This window comes from Streptomyces sp. cg35 (assembly GCF_050410835.1).
Classification (GTDB): domain Bacteria; phylum Actinomycetota; class Actinomycetes; order Streptomycetales; family Streptomycetaceae; genus Streptomyces.
Genome location: NZ_CP191268.1, coordinates 857,259 through 873,119 on the forward strand (window position 1 = coordinate 857,259; position 15,861 = coordinate 873,119).

A 15,861-nucleotide genomic window follows, 5' to 3' on the forward strand; every position below is an offset into this window, starting at 1 on the left:
CAGGCCTGGCCGCCAGAGGTGACCGATGTCAGCCCCGTCCTCGATCCGCCATCCCTCGCCGGGGGATCTCGCGCTCATCGCACTGGGCGCCGAGGCGCCGACACCGGCGGACCAGCACGTGCCGGAGTGCGAGACCTGCCTGTCGACATTGAACTCGTTCCTGCGCGTGCTGGCGGCCGGCCGGGAGGGACCGGTAGCAGCCGCGCGGCCGCCCGACACGGTATGGGAGGCGATTCGACGCGAGCTGTAGTCCGGGGGGGGGCGACTCCCGCCCCACGCAGAAGCGATGCACATTCGATGCGACTCGAATTCAAGGCCTCCGCTGCCCCAGAGTGAAGATCACTTGACCGGCGACGGAAGGGCACGGGCCCATGCGCGCTCAGCGGACCACGCGGACTCTGCAGGACGGCCTGTGGGCACCTGTCGAAGAGTCCCTTGCCGACGAAGAGTTGGCCACCGGCCTTCGCCGCGGCCAGGAAGCGTGCCTGGAGGCCGCCTACCGTCGCTGGGGAACGCTCGTTCACACGCTGGCCTACCGGTCACTGGGCGACTCGCGCGAAGCCGAGGACGTCACCCAGCAGGTCTTCCTGGCCGTGTGGCGCGGCCGTGAGGGGTACGCCCCCGAGCGCGGCGCCTTCGTCGGCTGGGTCGTGGGCATCACCCGACGCAAGATCGCCGATGCCCTGAGCGCCCGGACCCGCCGGTCCGCACTGGCATCCGCCGCGGAGGCCTCGCTGAGCGCGGCACCGGCCGCCGACGACTCTACGCAGCGCACCCTCGACCGGGTGCTCATCAGTCACGAACTGGCACTGTTGCCCGCGGTACAGCGGCGCGTTCTGGAACTCGCCTTCTACAGCGACCTCACGCACAGTCAGATCGCTCAGGTGACGGGCTGGCCCCTGGGCACCGTCAAGAGCCACTCCAGGCGAGGGCTGAACCGGCTGCGGCTGCGGCTCGCCGCCACCGATGTCGCCTAGGGTCTGTTGCGACAGTGAGTGCTGAGGTCGCACTGGCTACGGAGCCGAGTGCGCTGTCGGTTGCGCTCCTGCTGCTCGGAGGATCTCGGCAGTGCTGTGGTGGGGGCCGTTGTCCGCCCAGTCGAGCGGGGACCAGCCTGCGCCATGGTCTTCGCGAAGGTTGGGATCGGCTCCGTGTGCCAGCAGTTGCCGGACCGTTTCGATGTGCCCCCAGCACGCCGCCGCACACAGCGGCGTGCCCTCCGAGCCGAGGCCGCTGCTCTCCGTGTCGGGAGAAGCCCCGGCTTCCATGAGGAGACGGGCTACTTCGAATTCGCCCTGCACCGATGCCAAGTACAGCGGAGTGGTGCCGTCGCTGTTCCGCTTCTCTGGGTCTGCTCCGCTGCGCAACAGGGTCTTCGTACTCCGGGCGTCACCTGTCAGGATCGCCTCGAAAAGGCGGCGGGAGAGCTTCTTCTGCCGGCGCTGCTTCATAGCCGGTGAGGCTAACGATCATGGGTGCGCCGGAGCCACTCACATACATTCGTCGATCACCGCGACCAGCACCGTGGCTTCGTAGCGGACGGCGAGTTCGTCGTACCTCGTGGCTATGGCCCGGTGGCGCTTGAGACGATTGATCCCGCACTACTCGCCCCCCTGTGCCCAGAACCACTGGGACAGGCCGTTCACCGAACGGCGCCGCGCGCCATGCTCCGCTTCGCCCTCGCCCAGCTGACCGCGGCCTGCGCCATGGACTACCGCATCTTCCGCGACACCCTCTCCGGCGACCTCGGCATCCCCGCCGCCGGACTCGACGAGCGCGCCCCGCGGGTCCACGACGTCACGCTCGACGGCATCAGCCGCCCGTCCGCCCCGCCCTCGTGAGCCGTACCCACACCTCGTGGTGTGCTCGAGCACAGTCGCATGCGCTTCGGTTGGGCCCAGGACTCATTGCTCCGCCCCAGCGGACTGCTTAGCGTGATCGACATCCCCGCCATCGATGTCTCGCCGCGCGTTCTGCGGACGAGACGTTCTACGTGCTGCCGGAGTTCTCCGTGAATCCCTCCCCGCTCTCGCCCGACGACTGGCTGCTCTACGAGCGGCTGGCGTCCGGGGCCTCGGGAGGCCTGGAACCGCTCCGCGAGGAGCTGGGCGCCGACGTCGTGCGCACGGCGCTGGAACACCTTCATGTCTGGGGCCTGGTGGAGCACGACAGGACCGGGGGCATGCCGCAGGCGGTGGAACCGGGCATGGGGCTGAGCCGTGTCGTGCGGGCCTGGGACGCGGCACTGGACGAGGTACGGGCGTCCGCCCAGGAGGTGGCCGAACGGTGGCGCCGCGGCCGGGGATCGCGCAGCGACCCGGTCGAGATCCTCGAACGCGGGGATGCCGGGCCGGCCGCTTTCGACGCCCTTCAGCGGGCCGCGCGGGACGAGGTCCTGATCTTCGACCGGCCGCCCTGCGTCTCGCCGGACCGCTTCAATGCCGTGCAGGTGGAGATGATGCGGGAGCGCCAGGTCCAGTACCGCACGGTGTACGCGCATGCCGCGCTGGCCACCGAGGAGGGTGAGGGGTCGGTGCGGGCGGCGGTGTCGGCGGGGGAGCTGGCGCGGACGACGGACCGGCTGCCGATGAAGCTGGTGGTGGTGGACCGGCGGGTCGCGGTGATTCCACTGGAGCAGCAGGAACAGTCCTCGCACCGGGCGGTGCTGGTCCGTCCGTGCGCGCTGCTGGAAGCACTCCTGGAGTTGTTCGAGTCGGTGTGGGCGCGGGCGCTGCCGTTGCCCCTGACCGAGGCGCTCCCAGCGCGGCCCTCGGTGCCGGCGGAGGACGAGCAGTTGGTGCGCCTGCTCGTGTCGGGACTGACGGACGCGGCGATCGCACGGGCGCTGGGCTGTGCGGCGCGGACGGTGCAGCGGCGCATCGCCCGGCTCATGGAGACGAGCGGCAGCGTCAACCGTCTGCAGCTCGGGATTCATCTGGCCTCGGCCGGCTGGGGACCCGCGCGCCGAGCCCGCGAATAGTGTCGCCTCCGTCACCTCCGCCCTGAATGCACGGAGTTCACGAGGCCGTCGCCGGCCGGGCAGGTGGCCGCGGCGAGCGAGCCCCCGCATCGGTCGTCTGCCAGGAGCCGGAGCAGGGCGCGCGACAGGGCTTCAGTGTCGACAAGTGGATGCTGTCGCAATGTCGCCACCACCGTTTCCCGCCAGGCGAGTTCACGACACCCGCCGGTGACGAGGGGACGGTCACGCCCGGCGGGAACGCGGGAAACGACCGCCCGCGGAGCGCAGGACGTACACCGCTTGAGCCGCTCCAATTCCGCTACTAAATAGGCGAGTTGGCGTGTCACGCAGCTGACATCGGGAGTGCGGCGAAACCGCTCCGCAGGCGCGAGCGAGGGGTGATGACGCCTGCGGCCCCGGCATCCGGACCACCGCACCTACCAACCGGTAACCGTTGACGTTCCCCTGACGGTGATCGCAAGCTCGTGTCCCGTCGGCGGAGTTGATCTCCACCGCACACGAGCAGTCCGGCGGAATCCTCCACCACTGCTCCGGCCCGCGCCCGGCCGTCCCTTCACACCACGCCCACCGTCACGGTCCGCCCGTGCGCACCGCCCTGCCCGGAGGTACCCGTTGTCCCCCGCACCCCCGAAGCCGTGGTTCAGACAACTCACCGGCACCCATGTCCGCGCGCTCTTCGCGGCCTGGATCGGCTACCTGCTCGACGGTTTCGACTTCGTTCTGCTGACGTACGTCCTGAGTGACATCAGCGCCGAGTTCGACGTGTCCCTGGCGACCGCCAGCACCCTGTTGGTGGCGACCTTCGGGTCCCGATGGCTGGGAGGAGTCGTCTTCGGGTCCGTCGGCGACCGCTACGGCCGCAAGGCGGCGATGGTCTGGTCGATCGTCCTGTACTCGGGCGGCACGTTCCTGTGCGGCCTCGCCTGGAACTTCGCCGCCCTGTTCGCGTTCCGCCTCATCGTCGGCATCGGTATGGCGGGCGAGTACGGAGCGAGCAGTACCTACGCGGTCGAGAGCTGGCCCGCGCACCTGAAGAACAAGGCCAGCGCCTTCCTGATCACCGGCTTCGCGGTCGGCGGGCTCGTCGCGGCCCAGGTGTACGCCCCGGTGGTCGACCACTTCGGCTGGCGTTCCCTGTTCTTCCTCGGCCTGCTGCCCGTCTTCGTCGCCCTGTACATCCGCAAGTCCGCGCCCGAGAGCGCCGAATGGCAGGCCGCCGCCCGCGAACAGGGCATTGTGCGCTCCCTCTCCGCCCTGTCGCTGTTCTCCCGGCAGCGCCTGCCGGTGACACTCACGCTGATCCTGGTCGTGTTCCTGGCGTTCTGTACCAACTGGCCGGTCTCCGGGCTGATGCCCTCCTATCTGGACTCACTCGGCTACAGCCGCCGGAGCAGCGGCGACATCATGTTCTACGCCGGCCTGGGCACCGTTCTCGGCACCGCGGCCTCGGGGTTCCTCGGGGACCGGTTCGGAACCGCCCGCACCTACGCGTCGGTGCTCGCCGTGTCCTTGGTGTTCCTCTTCCCCGTCTTCGCCGTCGGCGGCGGCCGGCCCCTGCCGCTGGTGCTCCTGCTGTTCTGCTTCATGGGCACCAACTTCGGCATCTCCGGACTCCTGCCCAAGTACCTCTACGACTACTTCGACGCCGGGACCCGGGCCTCCGGCCTCGGCACCGTCTACAACATCGGCGCCGTCGGCGGCGGCGTCGCCCCGTGGTGGGGCGCCGTGCTCGGCGACAGCTGGGGGCTGGGCACGGCGATGGTCAGCCTGACGGCCGTCGGGGTCGTCGCCCTCGTCCTGCTGGTCTTCCTCGACGTCCCCGGGCGCCTGTTGCGCCGTCGGGCCCGGCTCTTTCCGGATGTGCCCGAAATGGCCAAGGCGCCCGCCGCAGCCGGCCTTCCCGTCTCCCCCCGAAGCAGCTCCGAGCGGAAAGCAGCCGCCACCCATGACTGAATCCACCACCGCGACCGCCGGCGACCCTCACCTGCTCTCCCGGCCGGAACGCCTCGAGGGACGTGTCCGCGCCCTGCTGCCCAGCCTCAATCCGGCCGCCACCCGCATCGCCCGGGTCCTGCTGGAGGACCGCGCCCGCGCCGCGCAGCTGACGATGACACAGCTGGCCGAGCTGGCCGGCACCAGCGAGTCCTCCGTCGTCCGCGCCACCCGGGCGCTCGGCTTCGGCGGCTACGCTCAACTGCGCCTCGCGCTGGCCGCCGAGGCCGCCCGAGAGGCGGGCGAACGGCCCGTCACCGGGGACATCTCCCGCGACGACGCCCTGCCCGACGTCATCGCCAAGCTGGCCGGCGAAGAGATGAAGGCCATCTCCGACACCGCGGCCCAGCTCGACGCCGTCGTCCTCGACAGGGTCATCGACCTGCTCATCGGCGCACGACGGATCACCGTCCACGGCTCCGGCGCCTCCGGCCTGGTGGCCACGGACCTGCACCACAAGCTGGAGCGCATCGGCTATCTCAGCCACGTCCATCTCGACATCCATGCCGGTCTGACGAGTACCGCCCTGCTCGGCGAGGCCGACGTGGCCATCGGGATCTCCTACTCGGGCGAGACACGTGACGTCGTGGACCCGCTGCGGCAGGCCGCCGCCACCGGCGCCGCCACCGTCGCCATCACCAACCACCCACGGTCCACGCTGGCCCGCAGCTGCGGTCATCTGCTGCGCCCCGCGGGAGGCGAGAGCCCGTTCCGGCCCGGCGCCCTGGCGAGCAGGATCAGCCAACTCCTCACCATCGACTGTCTCTTCGTCGGCATCACCCAGCGCACCTACGACACCACCATGCGCGCCCTGTCCCTGACCCACGACGCGCTGCAGCAGCGGCGCACGCCCGCAAGGACGCGGCACTCATGAGCGCGGTGCACTCCGCCGGCCACCCCCGCCCGGCCGCACCGGCAGCCGCACCGCTCGGGGGCGCACCCGACGCGCGGGTGGCCGCGGTGGACATCGGCGGCTCCGGCATCCGTCTGACCGTGTCCGGAACCGACCGCACCGCGCACGGTCCAGGACGGGCCGTCACCGGCGACGGACTCGACACCGAGGCCCTGCTCACCACCGTGAAGAACGCGCTGCGGTCACTGCGCCTGCCCGAGGGCACCCCCATCACGGCCGTGGCCGTGGGCATGAGCGGGCTGCTGGCCCTCACCGCGAACCCGGCCCGCCTCATGACGGATCTCGCCCATCTGTTCGGTGCCCGGCACGTGGTGCTGGCCTCCGACGTACTCACCTCCCACATCGGCGCACTCGGGATGCGGCCCGGCGCGGTCGTCGCCGCAGGCACCGGGGCGGTGGCGCTGGGCACCGACTTCGCGCAGTGGTGGCGCCACCGCGACGGCTGGGGGCATCTGCTCGGGGACGAGGGCAGCGGCGCGTGGATCGGAGCCGAGGGCCTGCGCGCCGCGCTGCGCGCCCACGACGAGCGTCCCGGCGGTTCAACGGCGCTGCTGCACCTGGCCGTCGACCGCTTCGGCCCGTGTGCGCGGTGGCCTTCCCGGATCTACCCGCACGGCGACGTCGCCAGCCGTCTCGCCTCCTTCACCACCGACGTCGCCGACGCCGCCCACCGGGGCGACGCCGTGGCCCGCAGCATCTGGCAGCGCGCCGCGGAGCATCTGGCCGACAGCGTCGTCGCGGCGCTGCCGGCCGCCCACCACGAACCGCTCGTGTCCTGGTGCGGAGGTCTCTTCCGCGCCGGAGCACTGCTGCGTGACCCGTTCCGGGCGGCCGTACGCCGTGCCGCGCCGCACGCCCGGCTGACCGAACCCGCCGGCTCCTCGCTGGACGGCGCCGCACAGCTGGCCCGCCTCGCCCACCGCGCCCCGGACCAGCTCCCCCGGGCCGCCCCCTACCTACGGGCGCTCGCCCTCTGAAGACCCCCTGTCGCACCACCACCCGCACCACCACCCGCACCAACCAAGGGAAACAACTGCCGTGAACACCAAGCGATTTGCCCTCATCGGCGCCGGACTCTTCGGCGAACGCCACGCCCAGGCCTACCACCGCTCCCCCTACGTGGACTTCGCCGCCGTGTGCGACATGCGCCCCGGCCGGGCCGAGGAGATCGCCGCCACGTACGGCGCCGCCCATGCCACCCGTGACCACCGGGACGTTCTCGCCGACGCCACCATCGACGCCGTCTCCATCGCCACCCCTGACCACCTGCACCGCGATCTGGCCGTGGCCGCGGCCGAAGCGGGCAAGCACATCCTCGTGGAGAAGCCACTGGCCACCACGGTGGAGGACGCCCGCGCCATCGACGACGCCGCCCGTGCCAACGGGGTCAAGCTCATGGTCGACTTCCACAACCGGGTCAACCCGATGATGTACTCCGCCCAACAGGCCATCGCCCGCGGTGACATCGGCACGCCCGCCTACGTCTACTCCCGGCTGAGCAACACCCTGGGCGTGGCCACCGGCATGCTCTCCTGGGCCGGCCACTCCTCGGCCCTGTGGTTCCTGGCCAGCCACACCATCGACGTCGTGCGCTGGATGCTCGACGACGATGTCACCCGCGTCTACGCGGTCAGCCGCGACAAGATCCTGCGCGAACGCGGCATCCCCACCGCCGACTTCCACGCTGCCACCGTGGAGTTCGCCGGGGGCGCCGTCGCCGTGTTCGAGTCCGCGTGGATCCTGCCCGACACCCACTCCACCGTGAAGGACCTGAAGCTGGAGATCCTCGGCGACAAGGGCGCGCTCAACATCGACGGCTCCCACAACCGCGCCCTGGAGCTGTACACGGCCGAGCGCAGCACCTTCCCCGACCTGTACGCCCCGCCCACCGGCGAGCACCTCACCGGCTTCGTGCTGGACGCCATCGCCTACTTCGTCGACGCCGTCGTCTTCGACAAGCCGGTCCTCGCCACCGGCCAGGACGGCATCGAGGTCACGAGGATCCTGTGCGCGATCGAGGAGTCCGTGCGCAGCGGACAGCCCGTGGACCTGTAGGCCCGCGTACGGGACTGAGCCACATGCCTCGGCGCACACGTCAGGTCGACAGCGGCTCCGGAGCCCCGCGCCTGAGCGGGACGGCCCCGTGGGAGGCGTCCGGGCGCGAGCCCTGACAATGGCGTCGATGACACTCACAGGTGCTGCGGTGGTGCTCGAGCACCACCGCAGCACCGAACGGAAGGCAGCACTCCATGGCATCCGCCGTCCCGCCCCCTGACGCGGTGGCCATCCTCGACCTGGTCCGTGTCCGCGTCGACGCCCTGGCACGGGACAGCAGCGACGATCCGCTCCTGGAGGGCATGCCCGACGACATCGCCCGTCACGAACTCCCGCTCACCGCGCGTCGCTACTACGCCGCAGCACTGCGCCTGATGCGTTCGGGCGGGCAGTTCGACCGCTCCGACCTCGAACTGGCCCGTCACCGCGCCGCGCAGCGCGCCGAAGAGGGCATGCCGCTCCCTCTCGTCCTGCACAACTGGCAGCACGCGGCCCGCCTGCTGTGGCAGGCCTGCGTCGACGCCGCGGGCGATCGGCACATCGCCGGTCTCGGCTACCTGGGCCACCAGTTGTACGCCTTCCAGGACGCCGCCCTGCAGGCGGTGACGGAGAGCTATCAGGCCCGGCTCTCCGTACTGCGGGACGAGGACCTGGGTACCGGCCGAATGCTGGCACAAGCCCTCCTGGCAGGGCAGGAACCAGGCCCTGAGACGGGTCACGCCACCAGTGCGCCCCTCGCCTCCCGTTACGCGATCCTCACCCTGACGCTGCCGCCTCTGCCGTCCTCACCCGCCCGTCCGGTGACGCACGAGGTGACCACACGGCGCCGTGTCCGTCAGGTGGCGACCGCGCTCGCCCACCACCACGCGGGCCGCACCAACCTCGCCGTACTCGAAGCGACCCACGCCCAGATCCTGCTCCCCGCCGACACGCACGAACCCGACCCGGTCGTCGCCGAGCGGGCGAACGCCCTGCATCGCGCCCTGCGCACGGAGACCCGCCTCGACATCCGCGCCTCCTGCACCGATCCCGCCGAGATCCGCCACCTGCCCGCGTCCGCACGCGTCGGGCACGACCTGCTGCGTCTGGCCCGCTCCTCCACTGCCGCGGGCGATCACACACACCGCATCGCCGACCACGCTCTGGACTATCACCTCACTCACGTCTCCCCCGCTCAGGCCACACTCCTCGGGCAGATCGAACCGCTGCACCCGCACCCGGAGCTGGTCGACACCCTGCGCGCCTGGTTCACCAACGACCTGGACCGCGCGCGCACCGCCAGGGCACTGGGCGTCCATCCCAATACCGTGAACAACCGGCTCCACAGGGTCGGACGGCTCCTCGACGCGGACGTCACCTCGTTCACCACCCAGATGACGCTCGCCACGGCCCTCACCATCCACGGCCATCGGGCGGATCACGGCTGAAGCCGACGCCCTCGTTCGTCCCCTGGCTCACGCGGTTCCGATGCCGCCGGGAGCGGGCAGCACCTCTTCGACGGGCCCCCGCCGCACACAACGACCGCCCTCGAACAGCACGGCCTCCCCGGTCAGCGCACGCACCGCGGGCAGGTCATGGCTGACGAACAGCAGGGCCGTCCGCGCAGGGGCGAGCAGGCGGGGCAGGGCGTCGAGGACCCGTTCCCGGGAGACGGTGTCCAGGGCCGATGTCACCTCGTCGCACACCAGCAGTGCCGGATACGCCGTCAGTGCCCGCACCAGCGCACAACGTTGCAGTTGTCCGCCATGTCGGTGATCTCGCCGAGCTTCTCGACGCGTGGGACGCGCCGGCGGCCGTGCTGATCGGCCGCTCGGCGCCGACCTCGCCTCGCGGTTCTGCCTGGCGCATCCGGAGCGAGTGGCCGCGATGCTGCTGCTGTGCGGGCCGTTCGTCGGTGAGTGGCGCACCGCGGACCGAGCGGAACGGGGCCGCCGCATGACCGCACCGCAACAGGCACGGCTCCACGAGCTCCAGCAATTGCCGCACCGCACGGAGCAGCAGGAGGTCGAGTTGCTCACGCTGTCCTGGTTCACCGACCACGCCGATCCCGAACGCGGCCGGCATTGGGCCGCGCAGGGCGCGCGGAGTCGGCGCCCCGTCAACTGGACCATGAACCGTGAACTCGGCGCGGAGGGGCGGAAGGAACCGCTCGTCCGACGCCTCGGCGAGCTTCGCGCACGTCTGCCCGCGCAGGTGGAGATCCTCGGCGGCGGAGACGATCCCCGCCCGCTGTCGGCACTCGCGTCGCTGGCGGTCCGGCTCGGTGTCCCGCTGACACGGATCGACGGCGCGGGGCACGAGCCCTGGCTGGAACGGCCCGATGAGGTACGCGGGCATCTCCGGAGATTCGTGCGGGGCGCGGTCGGACTGTAGGCCTCGACGGGCGCCGCTCCCCGCCCTGCTCCGCTGACAGGAGAACGCTGAGAGGAGAACCCGGTCAGTCCGCCAGGCAGCAGTCCCCGCACTTCCCGCCGCCCGGGATGCGGTAGTACAGGCAGCAACTGCGGCGGCGGAACGTCAGACCCGGGCCGGTGATCCGGCCGGTGCCACGAAGCCGTCCCGTCTCCAGCAACTCCCTTGTGAGGCACACGAGTTCTGTACGCAGGTCCGGCCGAGCCCTGAGCAGCACCGCCGCCGACCCGACGAGCGCGGACGCGACGTTCCCCGCCAGCAGCCCCGGGGCGATGGTGACGGTGAGTCTGCTCTCCAGTTCCTCCAGTGGGCCGTTGACCTCGGCGTACACGGCCTCCGCAAGGGACGGCAAGCACCCGGCGGGCCGTCCCGTCGGAGCCGCCAGGCGGAGCGCCGGGCCGCCTTCGGCCCATTCCACCGTGCTCGTGTCGGGCAGGATCCGGTGCAGGAGCGTGCAGGCCAGCACCGGTGACCAAAGACGGGCGGCGAGCCCCAGGTGCGCGAGGGAGACGCCTACGCGGGCTTCGTCCGTGGCGCAGCGGTCGTTGACCGCCCGCGCGAGAACGGCGAATTCCGACGAGGCGAGCCGCCCGCTCCCGGATGCCCGTTCCGCGGGCCTCTCCGCCGTCTCCAGGACGAAGAATCCGTCGAGTCTCGCGACCTCGTCAAGCGCCTCGATCACGCTCCCGCGCGAGAGCTCGCTCGGCTCCTCACTCACGACAAGTCCCTTCAGCGCTGTGGTGGTTCGGACATCCGGAGCCGAGGGCTCACGAGGTCCTGAGGCGGCGCGGCGGCTTGAAGAGGTACAGATCGAGAATCTCCGGAAGGGGTGCGACGCCCGGCCCGCCGGCGGTGATCCAGTCGGCTATGTCCTCGGTGGCGTCACGGTCGTTGACGAGGCCGAGCCACACCGGGCGGGCACCCGCCGCCCGCCCGGCCTCCGAGGGCTGTACGACGATGACGTTGGCCTGGTCGCAGACATCCAGGCACTCGGAGACGCGGACCGGCGCGACCGCCCGCAACCGCGCGGTCTGCGCCGCGTGATCACCGCTCACCTTGGCGCTGCCGCAGCAGCAGTCGCGGCACACCACCACCCTGCACGGAACCTCGCGGCCCCGTGCTGCCCCCTTCTCGTCGGCCGGCCTCTTGGGCATGCCGCACTCCTCCCTCACCGGGGAAGTCCGCCCCGGGGTCCGTCGAGGAGGCGACAGCGTGAGTCTCCTGGCTCTCGGGTCGAAGCTCGTCCCGGCCTTCCCACCCGTTCTGGGCAGTGGCTCGTCGGGATCCGCTCGCCGATCACAGTGGCGGTACCGCACCGGATTCACACCGGATTCCTCGAACCGCCGTCGCCTATGTCGTCGGCAATCATGCCATCCGGCCCGCCGCCGGATCGCCTGCGGCCTCACCAGTACGGCCATGTCCCGCTCCCCTACCCGCCGGCGCCCGGACGCTCACCTCGCGCACGTGTGGATCATGCCGGAAACCTCCGCCACACGGCCCGCTCCACATAAGTCCCGGAACGGAAGCCGGAGTAGCCTCCTAATTAAACTAACTGGTAAGTTTAATTTATGAAGCGGAACACTACCTCCCGAGCCCGTCTTCTCGCCGCGGCCGAGGGCGTCTTCTATGAGCGGGGGATCGTCTCGACCAACGTCGACGCCGTCGCCCAGGAAGCGGGAGTGACGAAGCCGACCCTGTACGCCCACTTCCCGTCGAAATCGGCGCTGGCGGCGGAAGCGCTCAGAAGTCGGCATGCGCGGCGGGCCGCCGATCTGGAGACGTACCTCTCCACCGAGGCGTCAGGGGAACCGCGTCTGCTCGCCGTGTTCACGTGGCTGGCCGACTGGTACGAGGGCCACGGGAAGAGAGGGTGTGCCTTCGTCAACGCCGCCGCCGAGCTGTCACCGTCGGACGAGCTGGTCTCGGTCGCGGCGCGAGAGGAGAAGCAGTGGCTGCTGAACACGCTCGGGCGGCTGTGCGAGGAGGCCGGTGCCGGGTCCCCTGAGGTGCTCGCCTCCCAACTCCTGCTCCTCATCGACGGCGTGGCCGGACGCGTGGTCGTCCGCGGCCCCGGGGCCGCGGCCGGCGCGGTCGACGACGCGGCGCGGGCGGCCGCGGTGCTCGTCGCGGCGGCCACGGGCGCTCATGCGTAGCCTGTCCGACCGCCCGGTCCAGCGGGCCACACGGATCGTGGCGGGGCTGGCCCTGTTCGGCTTCTCCCTGGCACTGCTCCTCAAAGCGGGCCTCGGCGCCGACCCGTGGACCGTCTTCACGCAGGGCATCGCTCTGGCCACCGGCCTCTCGCTCGGCGAGGTGGTCGTCGTCGTCTCGCTGGTCCTGCTGGTGCTGTGGCTCCCGCTGCGCCAGCGTCCCGGCTTGGGCACGGTCGCCAACGCGTTGCTCGTCGGGCCGTTCCTCGACCTGGGCATCGCGTGGCTCCCCGCCGCGCACCACCTGGTCGAACGGGCGGTCTTTCTCGTGGTGGCGGTGTGCGGCGTGGCCGTCGCGACCGGTCTCTACGTGGGGGCGGGCTGGGGCCCGGGTCCCCGTGACGGGCTGATGACCGGGCTGGCCGAGCGCGGCGTTCCCGTCGTGGCGGCGCGTGCGGCGATCGAGGTGTCGGTGCTGGCCGCGGGATGGCTGCTGGGCGGCGGTGTCGGCATCGCCACGGTGGTGTTCGCCCTCGCGATAGGCCCCCTCGTCGGCTATGCGCTGCCGAAGCTGACGCTGGGCCGACCGGACCGGGGCCGGTGAGACGGCCCGGTCGGGTACGTACGCCGAACCCGACTGTCCCGCGCCGGGGTTCCCTTCACCGCCCTGATTTCCGTTGCCGCGGCCGGAACGACAGGGAAAGTCAGCGGCGCTGTGCTCCTCGGTGGTCCGCCGCGTCCTCGTAGACCAGCCTGTGCGTGTCCGAGCTGATCGATCTGGACGGCTTCCCTTCGGGCAGCGCGGGGGCCACCGCCCGGAACACCGCGCGCACCCGTTCCTCGTCGTACTCCCAGAGGTTCGCGGTCGCCCGCAGGGACGCCCCTCCCCCGGGCAGCAGCTCGGCCTCGTGGAAGGCGCCGCTGTCGCGGAGGGCCTCGATGCCGCCGAGGCGCGCTGCCGCGCCCGGGGAGCAGACGGTCCACCACGCGTAGCCCCGCAGGGCCGTGTCCAGTTCGGGGAACGTGTCCTCCAGCAGCAGGCCGATCTCACGCTCCAGCGCGGTCCTGCCCGTCACGGATTCCGCGTCGTCCGCGATGCTTCCGTAGAGGATGTCCGTGTGCCGGTGCAGTTGCGTACGGAAGAAGGCGATCCAGCGGTGCTGGGTCTCGTCGCGGGTGCCCGGGTCGGTGAATTCCTCCGTTGAGCGGGACGCGACGAGTGAGACGACCTCGGGGGTGTCGCGGTCCCGGTCCACGTCGACATACAGCGACGGCTGGTCGGGGTGGCCGTCGGGGCCGACGGTGCTGAGGGCGACCGTCGCCTGACCGGGCATGTCCTCCAGATCCCGCAGAAAGGCGCGCCAGTTCTTCGGGGACCAGTGGACCTCGTACGGTCTCTTGCGCCGACGGGTCGGCTCGAGAAGCACCAGGGTCGCCCACAGCTCTCCGGGGGCGGCTTCGCCGCGGCTGAGTGCGACGGCGCGGCCGGAGAAGTCCGCGTCGGGTGCGAAGGTCGCCCCCAGCGGCCCCGCGAGTGCCTCGATCGCGGCGGTGAACCAGCGTTCGGCCAGCTCGCGGTAAGCGGCACCGGTCGCGGGGCAGGGCAGATCGATCTCCGCCCGCAGCGTGGAGTTGAGTGTGATCTCGCCGTGCTTCGTGTCCCGACCGGCCATGCCCGCCCCCTCCGACCCGCACCTCACCCGGGCGCGGGAGGGCAGCCTAAGCCACCCCGCCCAGCGGCTTCCGTGCCGTACGGGCATCCCGCCGCGCGTCACGTCCTCTCGGAGACGGCGGACCGGGCGTCGCGGGCGATGCCCTCGGCCCAGGCGGTGACCTGCTCGAAGCTCCGGTAGTCCCCACCCCTGCCGGACCTGACGATCATCCGTGCCGTGAAACCGCGGGCGTGCTCGTCGAGCCGGCCCCCGAACGTGACGTGGCCCCGCGCGTCGATCCGGTCCGCGACGCGGCGCACACCCCGCACCGGCGCGATCTCCCGGTCCGGGGCGGAGGCGTCGAGCGGACCGCTGCTGAACAGCCACACCGGGCGCGTCGCCAGGTCGCGGCGGGCCCGGCGGGCGAAGCGGCGGGCGTCCCGGTGCCAGCGGCCCGCGTACAGGGCGCCGCCGAGCACCACGGCGTCGTACGCGGACACGTCCACGCCGACCTCGTCGGCGGGGCACACCGTCATGGCGCACCCCTCCTTGGCCAGGACCTCGCCCAGGTGCCGGGCGATCTCGGCGGTGGAGCCGTTCTTCGTCCCGTAGGCGATCAGCACGCGAGGCTCCCTGTCGGCCATGGCCGTCAACCTCCCTTGGTGAGGGGTGTGTTGTCGCGCAGCACGGCGAGGTGCTTGCGGTACTCGTCCGCGTCCAGCTCCCCGCGGGCGTACCGTTCGGCGAGCAGTTGCTCGGCCCGCCCGGGCGGCATCTCACGGTCGTCGAAGCGGCGGGACGTGCCGCGGCTGAGCGCGAACGCGGCCAGGCCGAGCAGCCCCCAGAGCGCAAGGACGCTCGCCGCCATCAGCGTGTATCCCCAACTGTTCATGTAGGGGCCCATGTTGCCGAACATCGCCGTCTCCCTCCGTGTTCTCCCGTTCTCGTGTTCTCGTGTGTTCACCGCTTGCGCAGCCAGTGCTCCTGGATCCCGTGCATCGCCGGCTCGTCGGGGCGCAGGTGTGCGTCGTCCTGCCGGTACGACATCTTGTCGACGACGGCGACGACGCCGTCGATGTGTCCGGTCATGCGGACGGCGATGTCCTTCTCGCTGCGCCGCTCGACCTGGCCGGTCAGGGTGACCACGCCCTCGTGGACCTGGACGGTGAGGGTTTCCGGCGTCAGCCACAGGCAGCGCACCAGCACCTCGTCGACGACCTCGCGGCGGATCTCGTCGTCACGGCGCAGGAACACCTGGAGCAGATCGCGGCGCGTGACGATGCCGACGAGCCGGTCCTCCTCGTCGACCACCGGCAGCCGCTCCACCTTGCGGTGGGCCATGGTGCGGGCGGCCTCGGCGATCGTGTCGTCGGCGTGGACCGTGACGGCCGGCTCGGACATCAGCTGACCGGCGGTACGAGCGGTCTCCTTGCGGCGGGTGCCGCGGGCACCGCGGCGCAGCCGCGAGAGCCATCGGCGCCTGCCGCGGGACTCCGGTTCGGCCTCGTCGCGTTGGCGGATCATGAGATCGGTCTCGGAGATCACACCGATGACCCGCTCGTCGTCGTCCACCACCGGCAGGCCACTGATCCGGTGCCGGTTCAGCAGCCGTGCGACTTCTTTGAAGGGCGTGGCGTACTCGGCGTGCACGACCTCCGCCACCATCACGGATCCGACCTTGCTGTGCTTCATCTCCGCCGGCTCCTC

The 15,861-nt window shown here is 71.3% G+C and carries 20 protein-coding genes, 1 pseudogene and 1 riboswitch; of the genes and pseudogenes, 12 read left to right on the forward strand and 9 right to left on the reverse strand.

Annotation, left to right across the window (positions count from 1 at the left end; translation table 11 throughout):
• Positions 1–25 precede the first annotated feature (25 nt).
• Together ACQUQD_RS04210 and ACQUQD_RS04215 are read left to right on the forward strand one after the other, a co-directional pair.
• The gene (locus tag ACQUQD_RS04210; RefSeq protein ID WP_428950553.1) at positions 26–250 is read left to right on the forward strand and encodes a hypothetical protein; all 225 of its coding nucleotides are present in this window, start codon (positions 26–28) and stop codon (positions 248–250) included.
• 121 nt (positions 251–371) lie between these two features.
• Positions 372–977, forward strand: a complete 606-nt coding sequence (locus ACQUQD_RS04215) for a sigma-70 family RNA polymerase sigma factor (RefSeq protein WP_428950554.1) — start codon at positions 372–374, stop codon at positions 975–977.
• A 36-nt stretch (positions 978–1,013) separates the two neighbouring features.
• Here the strand turns inward: ACQUQD_RS04215 and ACQUQD_RS04220 are convergent, their stop codons facing one another.
• The gene (locus ACQUQD_RS04220) at positions 1,014–1,451 is read right to left on the reverse strand and encodes an ankyrin repeat domain-containing protein (RefSeq protein ID WP_428950555.1); all 438 of its coding nucleotides are present in this window, start codon (positions 1,449–1,451) and stop codon (positions 1,014–1,016) included.
• Between the two features lie 39 nt (positions 1,452–1,490).
• Positions 1,491–1,601 (reverse strand): annotated as a pseudogene (locus ACQUQD_RS04225) (IS5 family transposase); the annotation flags it as partial.
• Positions 1,602–1,664: 63 nt separating this feature from the next.
• Here ACQUQD_RS04225 and ACQUQD_RS04230 point away from each other — a divergent pair.
• From ACQUQD_RS04230 to ACQUQD_RS04260, 7 genes are all read left to right on the forward strand, one after another.
• Positions 1,665–1,841, forward strand: a complete 177-nt coding sequence (locus ACQUQD_RS04230) for a hypothetical protein (protein ID WP_428950556.1) — start codon at positions 1,665–1,667, stop codon at positions 1,839–1,841.
• Between the two features lie 170 nt (positions 1,842–2,011).
• Positions 2,012–2,980, forward strand: a complete 969-nt coding sequence (locus ACQUQD_RS04235; protein WP_428950557.1) for a hypothetical protein — start codon at positions 2,012–2,014, stop codon at positions 2,978–2,980.
• 612 nt (positions 2,981–3,592) lie between these two features.
• On the forward strand, positions 3,593–4,933 hold the full coding sequence (locus ACQUQD_RS04240) for an MFS transporter (RefSeq protein ID WP_428950558.1): 1,341 nt from the start codon (positions 3,593–3,595) through the stop codon (positions 4,931–4,933).
• Positions 4,926–5,846, forward strand: a complete 921-nt coding sequence (locus tag ACQUQD_RS04245) for a MurR/RpiR family transcriptional regulator (protein WP_428950559.1) — start codon at positions 4,926–4,928, stop codon at positions 5,844–5,846. The genes ACQUQD_RS04240 and ACQUQD_RS04245 overlap by 8 nt, the downstream gene beginning before the upstream one ends.
• Positions 5,843–6,862: an N-acetylglucosamine kinase gene (locus ACQUQD_RS04250; protein WP_428950560.1), complete on the forward strand. Its 1,020-nt coding sequence runs from the start codon at positions 5,843–5,845 to the stop codon at positions 6,860–6,862. The genes ACQUQD_RS04245 and ACQUQD_RS04250 overlap by 4 nt, the downstream gene beginning before the upstream one ends.
• Positions 6,863–6,923: 61 nt before the next feature.
• Positions 6,924–7,940: a Gfo/Idh/MocA family protein gene (locus ACQUQD_RS04255; RefSeq protein ID WP_428950561.1), complete on the forward strand. Its 1,017-nt coding sequence runs from the start codon at positions 6,924–6,926 to the stop codon at positions 7,938–7,940.
• Between the two features lie 194 nt (positions 7,941–8,134).
• Positions 8,135–9,367: a PucR family transcriptional regulator gene (locus ACQUQD_RS04260; RefSeq protein WP_428950562.1), complete on the forward strand. Its 1,233-nt coding sequence runs from the start codon at positions 8,135–8,137 to the stop codon at positions 9,365–9,367.
• A gap of 27 nt (positions 9,368–9,394) precedes the next feature.
• Here the strand turns inward: ACQUQD_RS04260 and ACQUQD_RS04265 are convergent, their stop codons facing one another.
• Complete coding sequence (locus tag ACQUQD_RS04265) at positions 9,395–9,658, reverse strand: hypothetical protein (protein ID WP_428950563.1); 264 nt, start codon at positions 9,656–9,658, stop codon at positions 9,395–9,397.
• Positions 9,659–9,716: 58 nt separating this feature from the next.
• Between ACQUQD_RS04265 and ACQUQD_RS04270 the strand changes: the two genes are divergently transcribed.
• Positions 9,717–10,313 carry an alpha/beta fold hydrolase gene (locus ACQUQD_RS04270; RefSeq protein WP_428950564.1) on the forward strand — a complete coding sequence of 199 codons (597 nt, stop codon included), beginning with the start codon at positions 9,717–9,719 and terminating at the stop codon, positions 10,311–10,313.
• 64 nt (positions 10,314–10,377) lie between these two features.
• Here the strand turns inward: ACQUQD_RS04270 and ACQUQD_RS04275 are convergent, their stop codons facing one another.
• Both ACQUQD_RS04275 and ACQUQD_RS04280 read right to left on the reverse strand, forming a co-directional pair.
• Positions 10,378–11,070, reverse strand: a complete 693-nt coding sequence (locus ACQUQD_RS04275) for a (2Fe-2S)-binding protein (RefSeq protein ID WP_428950565.1) — start codon at positions 11,068–11,070, stop codon at positions 10,378–10,380.
• Between the two features lie 49 nt (positions 11,071–11,119).
• The gene (locus ACQUQD_RS04280; protein ID WP_428950566.1) at positions 11,120–11,506 is read right to left on the reverse strand and encodes a hypothetical protein; all 387 of its coding nucleotides are present in this window, start codon (positions 11,504–11,506) and stop codon (positions 11,120–11,122) included.
• A 41-nt stretch (positions 11,507–11,547) separates the two neighbouring features.
• A riboswitch (cobalamin riboswitch) is annotated at positions 11,548–11,712 on the reverse strand.
• 208 nt (positions 11,713–11,920) lie between these two features.
• On the opposite strand from ACQUQD_RS04280, the gene ACQUQD_RS04285 reads away from it, so the two are divergent.
• Both ACQUQD_RS04285 and ACQUQD_RS04290 read left to right on the forward strand, forming a co-directional pair.
• Complete coding sequence (locus ACQUQD_RS04285; RefSeq protein WP_428950567.1) at positions 11,921–12,505, forward strand: TetR/AcrR family transcriptional regulator; 585 nt, start codon at positions 11,921–11,923, stop codon at positions 12,503–12,505.
• On the forward strand, positions 12,498–13,106 hold the full coding sequence (locus tag ACQUQD_RS04290; protein WP_428950568.1) for a YczE/YyaS/YitT family protein: 609 nt from the start codon (positions 12,498–12,500) through the stop codon (positions 13,104–13,106). Before ACQUQD_RS04285 ends, ACQUQD_RS04290 begins: the two co-directional genes overlap by 8 nt.
• 100 nt (positions 13,107–13,206) lie before the next feature.
• On the opposite strand, the gene ACQUQD_RS04295 is transcribed toward ACQUQD_RS04290, so the two are convergent.
• The 4 genes from ACQUQD_RS04295 to ACQUQD_RS04310 form a co-directional block, all read right to left on the reverse strand.
• Complete coding sequence (locus ACQUQD_RS04295; RefSeq protein ID WP_428950569.1) at positions 13,207–14,175, reverse strand: hypothetical protein; 969 nt, start codon at positions 14,173–14,175, stop codon at positions 13,207–13,209.
• A gap of 98 nt (positions 14,176–14,273) precedes the next feature.
• A complete protein-coding gene (locus ACQUQD_RS04300) occupies positions 14,274–14,798 on the reverse strand; it encodes a flavodoxin domain-containing protein (RefSeq protein ID WP_428950570.1) in 525 nt (174 codons plus the stop codon).
• Between the two features lie 5 nt (positions 14,799–14,803).
• Positions 14,804–15,070, reverse strand: coding sequence for an SHOCT domain-containing protein (locus ACQUQD_RS04305; RefSeq protein ID WP_428950571.1), 267 nt, complete (start codon positions 15,068–15,070; stop codon positions 14,804–14,806).
• Between the two features lie 44 nt (positions 15,071–15,114).
• Positions 15,115–15,846, reverse strand: a complete 732-nt coding sequence (locus ACQUQD_RS04310) for a CBS domain-containing protein (protein ID WP_428950572.1) — start codon at positions 15,844–15,846, stop codon at positions 15,115–15,117.
• Positions 15,847–15,861 lie beyond the last annotated feature (15 nt).

Bases quoted from the DNA above. Each gene is read 5' to 3' on its own strand.
- ACQUQD_RS04210 (WP_428950553.1), top strand. From the start codon at position 26: ATGTCAGCCCCGTCCTCGATCCGCCATCCCTCGCCGGGGGATCTCGCG.
- ACQUQD_RS04215 (WP_428950554.1), top strand. From the start codon at position 372: ATGCGCGCTCAGCGGACCACGCGGACTCTGCAGGACGGCCTGTGGGCA.
- ACQUQD_RS04220 (WP_428950555.1), bottom strand. From the start codon at position 1,451: ATGAAGCAGCGCCGGCAGAAGAAGCTCTCCCGCCGCCTTTTCGAGGCG.
- ACQUQD_RS04230 (WP_428950556.1), top strand. From the start codon at position 1,665: ATGCTCCGCTTCGCCCTCGCCCAGCTGACCGCGGCCTGCGCCATGGAC.
- ACQUQD_RS04245 (WP_428950559.1), top strand. From the start codon at position 4,926: ATGACTGAATCCACCACCGCGACCGCCGGCGACCCTCACCTGCTCTCC.
- ACQUQD_RS04250 (WP_428950560.1), top strand. From the start codon at position 5,843: ATGAGCGCGGTGCACTCCGCCGGCCACCCCCGCCCGGCCGCACCGGCA.
- ACQUQD_RS04260 (WP_428950562.1), top strand. From the start codon at position 8,135: ATGGCATCCGCCGTCCCGCCCCCTGACGCGGTGGCCATCCTCGACCTG.
- ACQUQD_RS04280 (WP_428950566.1), bottom strand. From the start codon at position 11,506: ATGCCCAAGAGGCCGGCCGACGAGAAGGGGGCAGCACGGGGCCGCGAG.
- ACQUQD_RS04285 (WP_428950567.1), top strand. From the start codon at position 11,921: ATGAAGCGGAACACTACCTCCCGAGCCCGTCTTCTCGCCGCGGCCGAG.
- ACQUQD_RS04290 (WP_428950568.1), top strand. From the start codon at position 12,498: ATGCGTAGCCTGTCCGACCGCCCGGTCCAGCGGGCCACACGGATCGTG.
- ACQUQD_RS04295 (WP_428950569.1), bottom strand. From the start codon at position 14,175: ATGGCCGGTCGGGACACGAAGCACGGCGAGATCACACTCAACTCCACG.
- ACQUQD_RS04300 (WP_428950570.1), bottom strand. From the start codon at position 14,798: ATGGCCGACAGGGAGCCTCGCGTGCTGATCGCCTACGGGACGAAGAAC.
- ACQUQD_RS04305 (WP_428950571.1), bottom strand. From the start codon at position 15,070: ATGTTCGGCAACATGGGCCCCTACATGAACAGTTGGGGATACACGCTG.
- ACQUQD_RS04310 (WP_428950572.1), bottom strand. From the start codon at position 15,846: ATGAAGCACAGCAAGGTCGGATCCGTGATGGTGGCGGAGGTCGTGCAC.